Here is a 12,864-nt window from a genome sequence, read left to right as displayed (position 1 = left end):
ACCTGAATGTCCACATCGCCGTACTCGGAACGCACCTTTTTCTTGCTGTAGCCGTTCCGGCTGTTGGTGGTTTTCTTATTTTTCGTGTCGTGCTTGGCGTAGCCAAGTGACGTCTCCAGTTCGGCTTCCAGCATTTCCTGAAGGGTCTCGGCAAACAACTCCTTCAAGGCCGACTGGACGTCTTCCACCGATTGCATGTTCTTTTCCTTGATCCACTGCTTGAGTTGCTCTTTGGACATCAGGCTCATGGGCTCTCCCAACCTTTCTTTGAATTCATTGTACCCTATTTTGAAGGTTAGGAGTTTACACAAAATAGTTTATAGACTCCCATGCTTTTTTGTACTTGCATTAATACGCACTCAAATTCTACTTTTTTTGGAGTATAAGAACCTGTACTACATATCCTTTTATAATAAATTCTCCATGATCAAAAGGCCAATACATAAAGAAAGAAGTTTTTGTATCAAACAACTCCTGTATCAGATTTACAGGATAATTACTTCCCTCAATTCTTAAACCTCTCTCATCAATGATATGAAGAATTGATTGGATATTAGCCATATCTTGCAATCCGTTTGTTGCTTTCATTACTAAAACACATGATTCATTTTTTTCTTTAGTCAACTCGTTGTAATAAATTTCAATGATATCTGTAGAATGTATGCATATACCATTCACCTCTAGTAAATTGTTAATCTCTTGAAAAAGATAAGCTTGAATTTCATTATTTACCTTGCTCAAGGCTTTCTTTATATAATTAGGAGCTTGCTTATGATCTTTTAGAAATTTATAAGAAAGGGGAGCGGTTAATTGGGAGAAATAATTCGCATTTAAAATAATATTAAATTTCCCTTTTATTGCGGACAAGTTAATATTAGGCTTTAGGTTACTTATAATGTTAGCTAAAGCTGAATTAGATACATTTATTAAATCAACCGATTCTACTTGATCTGCTATTCCTGATAAATCTATAATATGGGTCTGATATTTACTTTTGTCCGAAGTTTTATTTAGGAAATTATTTAAAGCATTATTGTCTATATCAACCAAAACAATCTCTTCAAAGATACTCTCAATTAAATCAATCGGGATATCATTACCATTACCCGCACCTAAAATTAATATATGATTTGGAATTACATTATATCTATTGATAGTTGTTTGAATAATATTACCGAATGCGTCTCGGTACCCCTGCCATTTTTCCCAGCAATCTTGAGTATTTTGATTTGCAAGTACGTGGACACCTTGATACATTAGTACCTCCTATAATGATAATCTTAGGTACATATTACCACCATGTAAAAGTGCACTTCAACTTTAATAGAAGTTGTTGATTTTAATAGCTTTATACTGCTGTGGCACTGGGCTAACAATTTGATATGAGCGGTTAAATGAACTATTGCGTCGGGAACCTTATTTTTATTTATTAACTTACTACATACATAGGTGAATCAACGCCATCAAAGGTGACTAAAATTGAAAAGAGGATCTTGTCAGAAAGAAGATGAGGGCAATATTGGTTAAGGTTGAGAAGAAAAAATGGTTGCATCATTTCTCAGGATATGGTAATGTAAGTATTGACAATAAGCAAGTGCATAGTTTATGTTCTTTGGTATTTGCCGATACTTAAGGACAACACAGCGGTGAACGTTATCCGTCTTTATGAATAGGCAAAGCGTGGCTCAAATTTTTGGAAGTAGATGATCATGCCAGCCAAAGGGTGATCTTCTTTTAGTCTTCAGCGTTTTGTGGTATCTTAAAAACAACATCATTTGCGTACACTAAAAAAGACCAACAGCGCGGCAACGCTGTCGGTCTTGCACAATAGCCGCCCTCAAAGGCGTCGGCTCATATCAGGTTGTGAAATAGACCGCAGAGGTGTCAACTCAAGGGCGGTCTATTTCCTTTTGTGGAAAGACAGCATGGCTACGATCAGCATGCCAAAGGCAAGCATCAGAGAAAGAGCCTCGTATACTGTCATTGTCTCACCCCCTTCCCTGATGGGGTAGAGAGTGAGCCGACCACCCTTGAGGAGCCGATTCTATTGTGCAAACCATATTATACCATGGATTGGTAGATTCAGCCTCAGTCTCTCCGAGACTGGGGCTTTTGCTTTTTTATAGAAGCAGTTTACGACAACTTTCAAAGGGGGAGCGATTATGAAATAATGGGGATTGCTAGGAAAAATTTAGAATTACATTTCTCATTGAGGTGATTTATATGAAAAAGAATCGTTTTGCTCAATATCTCCTTGGAACAGCTCTTCTGACCACTGCCGTTAGTCCGGTCACTGTACTGGCAGACAGTAAAGATATCCAGGTGAAAGTGGACGACGTCTCTGTCCAGTTCCCAGATGCAAAGCCTTACATCGATCCCTCTACCAGCCGAACAATGATCCCAATTCGTTTTATTAGTGAGAAGCTGGGCGCCTCAGTCGAATGGGATGGGGCGAAACAAACGGTTACTATGACCAAAGAAGGTAAGCAAATCTCGTTTAAAATTGGGGAAAAGAAAGCAACTGTATCTGGCAAACAGATCACATTTGATGCAGCAGCGACTCTGCAAAACAATCGTACGTTCGTCCCGTTGCGCTTTGTCAGTGAAGCCTACGGTGCAAAAGTAGACTGGTTGGCAACTGAACGACTTGTATTGATCACCACAAACCTGTCTGGTGGGACTGGAACATCGAGTACCACACCGGTCGCTGGCCAACCGGGAACGAACAACCCAGGTGTTGGTAACACCACGCCGACGACTGGTGGTACACAGGTAGGCGCTAAAGTTGGTGCAAAAGGGCAGTTCACTGTTGTAGCACCTGTTGATCCCAACTTTTTGCTTCCTAAACATTCTGAAACGGAGCCAGCAATAGATGAGTTTGTGGCAAGCTTAATATACGAGGAAGGGAAGTTGTCAGGTGTTATTCCAAAACTGCCAAATGGATACTTAAAAGGCCTGATCTACACCGATAAACAAAATAAAAATTTGACTAAGGATCTTACGTATCTCAAAGAAGGGCAAAGCTTTACCATCCCTGTTGGAACAGGCACTCTTGGATTCGTAATTTATGAAGGTAACCTGGGCAAGAATGAGGTTTATGTGAGAGTCCCTGAACTGGAAGTGGAATGGGGGACCAAGAGATGATGAAGATGGGGATAAAGGTTCTTAGCTTTACACTCGCCTTGTCTATCGGGATCACAACAATGGTTTATGCAGCAGTCACCTATCCTTATGGCGAATCTCCTTATGGAACTAAAAACATTCACCTTAAAGGGGATCTTTCGTACTCCGGGCTATCTGGAATACAAACTCGACCATCCACCGTACACCGACACGATTTGCGCGCCCAAAACGTCATAACCGGGGTATCGACACCACCTAGTGGATACCTTCAAACCGTTCAGTTCGACATCCAGCCATTACCTGGGGTGGAACCGCAAGATAAGTTTAAGGATAAGTCGGGTTACCACTTGGTCCCATTTGAAGAAGAGATCATTAATGACCTGGCTACTAAAGCAAACGGAAACGCTAAATGGGTGTGGGAACAAATCAATACGGATCACCCCATAGTAAAAAAATATCTAGCCAACAATGTCCCCTATGTAAATATAGGGGCAATTTTTTACCTTTCTGGGGGAGGCGCGCCGGACATGAGAAGGGCTGAAGGAGATGGTATTACAGGGCCACTGTTCCGTACCACATATTTGACAACCGCTTGGCCTTCAATCCCAATCCTGGAACAAAACTCGAATGGTAGTCTGCACATTAAAGCGCTGGCTCACTCGATTTTTGATACGGCTATCACCGGCGTTGTTACCGTGAATGGAACGGCTACCAAGCAGCTCTTTTCGAAAAATACACCAGTTAGCAATTACACGGTGACTTATGAGGGAAATGTCCCCTTATCAGAACTACCTGGTCTAAAACAGGGTCAAAATCAAGTTACACTCACGGTCAGTGACAAGTTTGGGAGAACCGCTTCCAAATCAATTGTCATTCAGAATGGAGTTACACAAGGCTGCCAACCGGTTCTTGTGAAGATGAGGGATGCGACCCAGAGAATTTACTTCCCGGATGTGTCAGATGGATCAACCATCAAATACGGAGGGCCTCTCGTATGGGGAATGCAATATAACTCCGCTGTTTGTTCCGTATTTGAATCTGTAAACAAAAACAACGGCATTGGCGACAAACTGAATCAACCCATTCGGGTGTCGGACATTCATACAAGCATCTTTATGAACCGATGGGAATTCAAGCTCGGTAAGAGCAAAAATGGGGTTATCTTGGAAAATCACTCAAAAGATACGAAGCCGTTGGTGGCCTATCTTATTGAGACAAAAGGAGAAAAGGTCTTGAAGCGGTATGTGGTGAACAAAGGCCAATCGGTGGAGATCGTACTTCCCACGAAAAAGTACAAGGGGGAATATTCCATCCAGTTCCCGTCTCCATTGGTTGACAGCGGTTTTTGGGCTAAGGCAACAGCAACCAATGATGGAATGCCGGCCAGTTATACGTATCCGGATCAGGTAAAGGGAGCCATCCAAGCGATTGTTAATTTCAAGAAGTGAGAGGTGGGATACTTGAGGAACAGACAAAAAATCTTGCTCCCTTTGATCGTGATTGCGATCCTGATGGTCACGGTTCTTCCCGCGTCCGGTTTTTCAACGAGCAAGCCTCCAGTGATCTATTCGCTGACGATCAATGGCCAAAATGCTCCGATCGTATACGCGGACGTTGGGGAAGTGAGCTATTCGATTTTGTTGGAAAGCTTTTCGGCGAACAAGAAGGCGTTAGTCTCCCTGGAGTACAGGAACACTGAAACCAATCAACTGACAACAGTATTTGAAGAACAATGGCTTGAAGAAAAGACAAACTCCGGAACCTTTACACTTCAAAAGGGAACGTATGAGGTCACGCTTCATGCGAAAGACGAAGAAGGGAATGTGGCGCAACCTTATACGGTTACAGTTATTGTTGGCAGCGACACAAACTTGAAACTGCTTGAGGTGAGTCCTAATCCAATCCTGATCAAACGAGATAAGGAGACAAGAGATGTTTCGGTCACCGTGGAAAATCAATCACCAAGTCCAAAAACAACGCAGGTAGCATGGAAATGGGAGGGAGATCAACAATGGCAAGAGGTCAAGCATGTAACCTTGCCGGGGAGGTATGAGAACCTGGGGCGCCAAACCATATCGTTTTCCATCACGTTTGACATGCAGGGGAAAAAGGAAAGAGCGATGGAATTCGTAGTGAATCCCGATCACAATCCGTTGGAGAAAGACTACGGGGATAATCACGCGAACACGATCGTTCAGTTTGACTTCCCGGACTTAGAAATCGGGGAAGGCATATTAACTGGTAAAACATCCACTGGAATCACAGTTGAATTTCCTGTGAAGCAAAAGGATTTGCCGGGACGTACCCAAACGCTGGTCACATCCATGGAGTACGGTTTGGGGGCAGAAGCAACAAGATTGGGCGAGATCTCGAATATCTCGCTTGGGGTTGGGGAAGAAAAACTCATTTCGGCAACGTTTCCACTACAAAATACCGTATATGCCCGGCTCAATCCACATGAGAATGCTCCTCCGATTGAGTTGTATGGATTCCATAACAACTTGGAAGTCACCACGCTTGATTTGACGAAGAACATGAATCTGTACGTCAAATCAGTCAAAGGTGGGATATATCGTCAGGGAGACAACGTTACGACCGTCGTACAGGTAGGGAATATTCCAGATAGTGTCATGCCCGAAGCGGTCGATCTCGTCCTGCGTTTCGATGGTAAGGAGGTGGGCCGGCAATCCGTTCATTTGAATCCGGGCGAAGAGCGGGAGGTTCCTTTCGAGTGGAAGACGCCAGTAACCGGGAAATCTGAGAGGATGACATACAAATTGGAGGCCGAGATCCACCCTCAGCCGCGGAAATTTGACGAGATTACGTACGCGGACAATATCAAATCTGCGAGTGTTGTTTTGCTGCCTGAAGAGGTGGTCGGGGCAGCTTGTCGCGGGGCAAAGGTCCAGACGACAGCGGTTTCGGGCACCTATGAGTACTATTGCAATTGTACACCTACTGGCTGCAGCATTTGCACAGGAAAGTATTATGAGTCCATCGTCGTTACACCGGAGTACCATACGGCAACCGTGAAAGCAGGGATGGGTTTTGCCTACAAGCTGAAAACGGAGTACCACAACTCTAATCCCCACAATGGATCGAACCATGATTTTTCCAAGATCGTGGCGGAGTTCGATACTGAGGAGTACCAAGGAGATACGATCGTCCTGCCTTCAGTTGAGTTGGTGCCTAAGCACGATCCGCCGGTATCAGAAAACATCTGGCAATTTCCACGGGCCAAGATTGAACGGGGACAGAAGGACATAGAGGCCATCGAGTACCTTCACACGCTTGATCCTTTGGAAGTCGATGAAAGTCAGTACGTGGATGGGCAAAACAAGTATTACACCAGCTTTTATCAAAAGGATGGAACGTATCCTTTTGCGGTGAAGGGCGAAGGGGCAGGAGTAACCTTCATCACTCATACGGATATTAAGGGCAATACGACGGTAACACCTGTTTCTCCGCGTCTCGCCACATGTATTGACCAAGCATATAACATTCAAGGAAGCCCCCATGATGATTATATCTATCGACGGGTCGATCCAAACAATCCATATCCTCACAACATTCGGCCGGGATGGGATTGGCTGGGACACGAAGGGTACTTCGATGAACTTGTTCCCTGGTACAACAGCAACGGAAAGGAAAATTCCAACGGGATAGAGGTTGAGGAATTCTCCGTTTATCCACAAGAGGCGCGGAGGTGATCACGTTGACAGGGATACCCAAGATAGTAGCCTTTTTTATTTGCTTGGCCTTTGTGATTGCGTACTTTAAAGACGTAACCATCGTCATATTTGGAAAAGAAGACTTTCGAAGTGCGGCGATTGCGGCGGCTCGGCAGGCCATTATCAAACATCAGGATTGGGCTGCTTTGCGAGTAGGAGATCCTCCTTATCTGATACGGGAGGGATTGGAAGATACCATAAGTCGGGTACTCCAAAACAACCTGAATGTGGGTCCGAAGGAGTTAAACGTGCGGATGAACGTACAAACGTCGCCCGCGCTTCTTTCCCTTGCTGTAGATGCTAACTATAGTAGTTCCCTTCTCAAACTGCTAAAGGAGAACAACATTCTTGTAAACGTCCCGGTTCAGACAACGGAGATCATCGAATCGAAGTATGACGCGAAAAATTACGAATAAAAGGTGGTGAATGGGCGCACAACGGGCGCCTTTTTCTTATGCAAAGAAACGTGAGAATCGTCATCCTTCTATTGCTTATCGCATTGGTTGGAGGGGGTGTTTACTTCGGATATACAGAGTATGAGAAACGACAAAGTGCATTGGTTCCAGTATTGACCGTCTCGCAAGAGATTCCTCCCCGCACCATGATTACTCAAAAGATGTTTGACGACGGGGTGATCAAGGTGAGCATGCACCCGGCCAAGATCGTTCCGCCAAATGTGTTCCGAAAACCGGAAGACGTCCTGAATAAGTTTACAGCCACCAACTATACGGTGCCGCCGAACAGCTACTTGTACGTCGGAAAGGTATTGACGGCCGAGGAAATGAAAGATGGCGCGGCAATGCTCCTTAACGAAGGGGAGAAGATGATTGCGATCAACACAAATTTGCGCTCTTCCTTAGCGGCCCAGATTACGGAAGGGAGTTACATCGACCTGTGGCTGTCAGCGGTGGCCAAAGAGGATAAAAAGCCGGTGATTGGCCCGTTCCTGGAAAAAGTGAGGGTGATCGGGACATATGCAACCAGCTCTCAAAAGTCACGGCCAACGACAGATGCCGTTACCAAAAACAGCAGCGATGAGCAGCAGCCGGTGACCATCGGGGCAAATGTCGTGCCGCAAACGATTCTTCTCGCGGTCAATAATGAGCAGATCGCTTTGATCCAACTGGCTGAAAAACTCGGAACCATACAAGTAGCGGGAGTGAGTTACAAGGACTATGGCAAAACAACATCAGCTACGGATAACGGGCTTTGGTCAGTCAAGAGGATACGGGAATGGATGACGGCAGAATTGAGTAAAACGTTTCAAGTTCTCGAAACTACAAAGGGGGATGCCCAATGATTATTAACGCAAGCAGTTATGAGCAGATTACTCAGCTCGCACGCTCTTATGGAATCGTATGCGAAGAACGGTATGATCTTGGAGATGCACAATCACCTGTCATTCTGTCAGATACAACCGACCCGACCGGTGAAGTGGCGAATACGTTGGCGAGCCAAGGGGTTCCTGTTCTCTATTTGGCGTACGATCCTCCCGTCAATTTGTCTCCCTCTATCTTCATTTTGAAGGGGAAGGAAGTAAGGTGGGAGCAAATTTACGCCTGGATTCAGTCCTCCCTGCAAAGGCAAGAGCAGAAACAGCACATTGCCCATTTGAACGTAAAACGAACGATCGGGTTTTTTGGAATCCAACCGGGGGTAGGAGCTGGTTCGATTGCCCGAGCCTTGTCTTTTTATTCGGCTATGAATGGGAAGAAAACGCTGTACATTGACATGGATATTCGATTCCCTAAGGCACCATATTTGATCGGATATAAGGATTCACGATACACGTTGGAAGGACTGCTTGAGGCGCTACAAAGCAAAGAGCGGCCCAACATGGAACCCTACTTTTTGCATAAGTCCAAGATGGGGCAAGTCACCAAACATCTGGCGGAACACTTCAAGAAGCTGCCGGATTTGTTGTACGTTCTGTCACCGTCGGCCGATCTTGGTTTTGAATATTTTCCAACCTTGGGGACGGATCTCAACGAGATTACCGACTACATGAAAAAAATCGTAGAGGGTGCCAAACCATTCTTTGAAAACATCATTTTTTCCATGGGAAGCGATCCGGATGAACCGTTACACTTGGCCATACTTAGAGCCTGCGATCAACGCGTCTTTGTCACAGATACCAGTCCGTCTGCTGTGCGGCTGTTTTCACAGCGAATCAAACTGCTGGAGAATACCGGTGTTCCAGTGGACGGTGCCCAGGTAATTATCAACAAGCTTCCTGAAAAGATGAACATCGCCATATTTGAAGAGCTCCTACAACGTCGTGTCACCTATACAATTCCGTATGATCCGCAGATGATTACCGAGATTCACAAATTAAACTTGCTCGGTGGAAAGTCATTTGAGTCAGCCATCGGTGAAATAGCAGAGGGGTTATTGGGACTAGAGAAGGAAGCGAAAAGACGGGAAGCCAGTTCGAAAAAGGCAGGACGCGGCAGCCTCCTTTCACAATTTTCCCTGTTTCGAGAAAAAACCGTGTGAGGTGGATCAACAATGCCAAATGAAACAATCTTGTTAAATAGAGGACGTGTAAACCTGCAACAACTGCAAAGCCAGCAGGCCGCTACGAAGACTGCTAGGCCAGAGGAAGAACAAAGTGTGGAACACACCAGTTCCGACTATGAATTGGTGCGAAATGAAGTTCGGAACTTTCTCATGAACGAACATAACAAACTCGTCCAGGATGCACTGTTCAATAAAAAACGTAAGCCGGAGGTAGAGCGGATCATCCGCAACTACCTGCAGATCGAACGAAAGTTTGTGGCCGGTATGAGCATCGATGATGTCGTCATCCGAATTTGGAAAGACATTTTTTCATTGGGGCCTTTGGATGATGCGTTAGAGGACAACTCCATCACGGAGATCATGATCAACGGGTACGATCAGCCGTGGGTAAAGCAGAACGGAAAAGACCGCCCTGCGGAGGATCTGATTCAATTTGACAATCAGAAGCACCTGGAGACCATCATCGTCACCAAAATCCTGAATTCTTGCGGGAAGTCTGTATCGGATAAAAATCCGATTGTGGATGCACGGATCGGTGAATGCCGAGTAAATGTGGTATGGCAACCCATCAGTCAAATGAAAGGGCCCATCTTGACCATCCGAAAGTTTCCTCCGATCACGTTGACAGAAAAGGAATTTTTGGAAAAAGGAACAGCTTCGCCTGAGATGTTTGAGTTTATCAAACTGATTGTTCAAGGGGGATGCTCCATTTGCATGGGTGGGAGCACCGGTTCCGGTAAGACCACTACATTTAAACTCATGGCAGGTTTTATTAAAAAAGGCGAACGGGTTATCGTTATCGAAGACACCGCAGAGATGCGATTGGAAAAGTTGTATCCCTATGAGGAAGGCTACCACTTTATTTCCGAGGAGTGTCGGATTATGGAAGATGAATCGTTGGACGTTGTGATCCAAAAGTTGGTCGTTACCAGTTTGCGTCAGACGCCAAAGCGATTGATCATTGGGGAAATCCGCAAAGAGAAGGATCTCCTGGCGGCGATTGAAGCTGCCTTGATTGGACACCCGTTGTGGTTTACCATGCACGGCCTCAGTGCTTCGGAATTGGCGGAACGAATCAGCATGCTTTTGGCACGGTTTATGACCAAACAGGACGCCAACCGACTGTTATCCAAGTCGCTTAACATTATCATGATGCAGAAGCACTTTGCCGAAGATGACCGCCGCCGCGTTTTTGAAATTGTGGAGATTGTTGGCGTTGATAAGGATGGTGAATTGCACCTCAACCCGATTTTTGAGTTCGATTGGGAGAATAAGGAGTTCGTACGCAGCAATCCCATCTCTGAACGCTTGGTCAAAATGTTCCAACATGCAGAAATTCCAAGAACGAGATACGAAAAGTATCTCCAACCTGTTGGTTGAGGTGGACATCGATGAGCATGGCGGTTTTGTTGGCCGTAGGAGCCGTGTTACTTTGTTCCCTTTTCCTGCTGTTGTTTGAGTCAGGAAAAAGAGAGCCGATAAAATGGATTGAACTAAACAAGCCAGCAAAAAAAGAGCGTAGCAGTTTTTTTGCCGAGGGAGAAAGACTGGGGGTTTCGGTTCAGAAACAAGTCATTTGGTGGGGACTTGCTTTCGGAATCGGAGTTGGCTTGTCTTTTCTTTTTCTCAACCCATTTATCACATTACTCGTATTGATCGCCAATTACTTCTCAATCAAGATGTTTTATTTAAATAAAGAACGTCATATTCGGGAACTGGCAAAAGAGCAATTGGGACCGGCGCTTCAAAATTTAGGCGCCGCTTTTCGCATTCAAAAAAACTGGAAACGTGCATTGGAAACCACGATTCCGAGCCTGGACGAACCGTTGAAAAGCGAGTTCATGCGTGTGTATCAGCTCCACAGCAGCGATGTTTTGATTGGGGAAGCCTTACAGGAGATGATGGAACGGCTCAAAGTACCCGAAATGAACTTGTTTGTGAAGATGGCCGAGATTAGTCAATCAGTTGGCGACAGCGCAGCCGAAGGAGTACTGGTTGCGGGTGCCTACTTTCAAACCAAGCGATTGGCAAAAATGGAACTGGCCAATGCTATGCTAAGTGCCGTTCGAGAAAATCGTTGGCTGTCCTATTTGTTTATTGCTGCCGTGGCATTTTTCCGTTTCTTTCAGCCGGAAATGTTTGCAGTATACACAAAAAGTTTGGTTGGACAGTGTCTGTTGACTGTGTATCTGGGGATTGCTCTTTTTGTCCCCATCGTGAGTTATTTCATCATTCGAAAAGAGGTGTGATCGTTGATCTTCCTTGTGGTTGGGGGAGGGCTGTTGGCCTTCCTCCTTTTTCTCATCCTGTTTTACCTGTTTCAACCTTCGTCAACTTATCGGGCATCGATCCTTTTGGAGGAAGTCAAACCCGATCAAACATGGCATCGGTCATTCGAATTTCTTTTTCCTCTGACCAACAAATACTTGCAGCGAACCAGAGCTGCGATTGAGCAAGAACTACTGGATGCTGATTCGAGGAAGACGCCCGAGCAGATTGTCATTGAACAGTTTGTGTATTTGGTCGGTGTGTTGTTACTGTTTCTCATTGTTTACGTGATCATGAAGGCCTGGTTCATTCTCGTCCTGGGTATCCTTTTAGCCGTATATTTTTTCTTCGAACCGAGGAGAGAGCTAAAAAACAAAGCGAAGAAATTGCGGGAAGAGATACGAAAGGAAACCCCCAACTTTGCACTGACGGTCAGACTGTTACTCAAGGGGCAGAAAACCCCCGCGGATGCGCTGCGAATTGCATGCGAACACGGAACAGGTAGTGGGCTGAAAGCATATGCGGAGGTACTCAAACAAGACTTGGAGTTTCTGTCACCGCAGGAGGCAGTCCAAAAGTTTGCCAGGAGTACAAAGGTGCCGGAATTGATTGAGTTCAGTGCAGCTCTTTCTCAATACATGACGGTAGGGCCTGGAAAAGATGGACAGGAAATCTTGGCGCAAATGGAATCGACGTTTCGGGAATTGGACAAAAAACTCATGGAGCGCGAAAAGCAAGTACGTCCCGCCAAGGTAAAGGCGATGAATATGATCATTGCCTTCGACGGTATCCTGTTTATTGCCACGCTGATGGCGTTGTATTTGGTCAGCATGCTGTCAAAAGGACCTGCCTTTTGAAAGGGGGGATTCGGTTGAGAGATCCCCCCTGTGGAGACGGTACAACCTACCAAAGAAGTCAAACCAAAAAATTATGTAGGAGAGGATTACTATGTGGAACAAAATGATTCAAAAAGGGAAAGGCTTGTTTAAACTGATCCGTAACGATCGTGGTACGGTATTGATGGAAAAGAAAATTCTGTTGGTCGTAATTGTCGTAGGCGTTTTTGGATTCAGTACCCTTGGCTATACGTTCCTGAAAGACTATTGGAACCAAACGTCCACCAACATTAAAAACAATAGCCAAATTAACGAAGAAGTGAGCTGGTAAAAAGGGCGGACCGGGCAGAAATGCCCGGTTTTTCTATTTATGAAATGAATTTCGA

At 45.2% G+C, this 12,864-nt stretch carries 13 protein-coding genes; 10 read left to right on the top strand and 3 right to left on the bottom strand.

Annotation, left to right across the window (positions count from 1 at the left end; all coding sequences use genetic code 11):
- The 3 genes from FOI68_RS21635 to FOI68_RS24150 all read right to left on the bottom strand — a co-directional run.
- A partial coding sequence (locus tag FOI68_RS21635; RefSeq protein WP_185974005.1) for a transposase occupies positions 1-248 on the bottom strand: 248 nt, incomplete at its 3' end.
- A 118-nt stretch (positions 249-366) separates the two neighbouring features.
- Positions 367-1,257 carry a class I SAM-dependent methyltransferase gene (locus FOI68_RS21630; protein WP_143864279.1) on the bottom strand — a complete coding sequence of 297 codons (891 nt, stop codon included), beginning with the start codon at positions 1,255-1,257 and terminating at the stop codon, positions 367-369.
- 643 nt (positions 1,258-1,900) lie between these two features.
- Entirely contained in the window at positions 1,901-1,984 is an 84-nt protein-coding gene (locus FOI68_RS24150; RefSeq protein WP_143864281.1) for a putative holin-like toxin, read from the bottom strand.
- Positions 1,985-2,223: 239 nt separating this feature from the next.
- Here FOI68_RS24150 and FOI68_RS21620 point away from each other — a divergent pair, with 239 nt between their 5' ends.
- The 10 genes from FOI68_RS21620 to FOI68_RS21575 all read left to right on the top strand — a co-directional run bounded on the left by FOI68_RS21620 (position 2,224) and on the right by FOI68_RS21575 (position 12,809).
- A complete protein-coding gene (locus tag FOI68_RS21620) occupies positions 2,224-3,144 on the top strand; it encodes a stalk domain-containing protein (protein ID WP_143864278.1) in 921 nt (306 codons plus the stop codon).
- Entirely contained in the window at positions 3,141-4,571 is a 1,431-nt protein-coding gene (locus FOI68_RS21615; protein WP_143864277.1) for a hypothetical protein, read from the top strand. Before FOI68_RS21620 ends, FOI68_RS21615 begins: the two co-directional genes overlap by 4 nt.
- 12 nt (positions 4,572-4,583) lie before the next feature.
- Positions 4,584-6,833: a hypothetical protein gene (locus FOI68_RS21610; RefSeq protein ID WP_143864276.1), complete on the top strand. Its 2,250-nt coding sequence runs from the start codon at positions 4,584-4,586 to the stop codon at positions 6,831-6,833.
- The gene (locus FOI68_RS21605) at positions 6,830-7,270 is read left to right on the top strand and encodes a hypothetical protein (protein ID WP_143864275.1); all 441 of its coding nucleotides are present in this window, start codon (positions 6,830-6,832) and stop codon (positions 7,268-7,270) included. Before FOI68_RS21610 ends, FOI68_RS21605 begins: the two co-directional genes overlap by 4 nt.
- Positions 7,271-7,308: 38 nt before the next feature.
- Complete coding sequence (locus FOI68_RS21600; protein ID WP_143864274.1) at positions 7,309-8,154, top strand: RcpC/CpaB family pilus assembly protein; 846 nt, start codon at positions 7,309-7,311, stop codon at positions 8,152-8,154.
- Positions 8,151-9,350: a CpaE/TadZ family protein gene (locus FOI68_RS21595; protein ID WP_143864273.1), complete on the top strand. Its 1,200-nt coding sequence runs from the start codon at positions 8,151-8,153 to the stop codon at positions 9,348-9,350. The genes FOI68_RS21600 and FOI68_RS21595 overlap by 4 nt, the downstream gene beginning before the upstream one ends.
- A 12-nt stretch (positions 9,351-9,362) precedes the next feature.
- The gene (locus tag FOI68_RS21590) at positions 9,363-10,754 is read left to right on the top strand and encodes a TadA family conjugal transfer-associated ATPase (protein WP_143864272.1); all 1,392 of its coding nucleotides are present in this window, start codon (positions 9,363-9,365) and stop codon (positions 10,752-10,754) included.
- 11 nt (positions 10,755-10,765) lie between these two features.
- Positions 10,766-11,623 (top strand): type II secretion system F family protein, encoded by an 858-nt coding sequence (locus tag FOI68_RS21585; RefSeq protein ID WP_143864271.1) that lies wholly within the window; start codon positions 10,766-10,768, stop codon positions 11,621-11,623.
- A gap of 3 nt (positions 11,624-11,626) precedes the next feature.
- Positions 11,627-12,499, top strand: a complete 873-nt coding sequence (locus tag FOI68_RS21580) for a hypothetical protein (protein WP_143864270.1) — start codon at positions 11,627-11,629, stop codon at positions 12,497-12,499.
- A gap of 91 nt (positions 12,500-12,590) precedes the next feature.
- Positions 12,591-12,809, top strand: a complete 219-nt coding sequence (locus FOI68_RS21575) for a hypothetical protein (protein WP_143864269.1) — start codon at positions 12,591-12,593, stop codon at positions 12,807-12,809.
- Positions 12,810-12,864 lie beyond the last annotated feature (55 nt).

It is taken from the genome of Brevibacillus sp. LEMMJ03 (assembly GCF_007197875.1).
Classification (GTDB): Bacteria; Bacillota; Bacilli; order Brevibacillales; family Brevibacillaceae; genus Brevibacillus; species Brevibacillus thermoruber.
The sequence above is the reverse complement of the archived record's forward strand: the minus strand, read 5'-3'. Positions and strand labels throughout refer to the sequence as shown.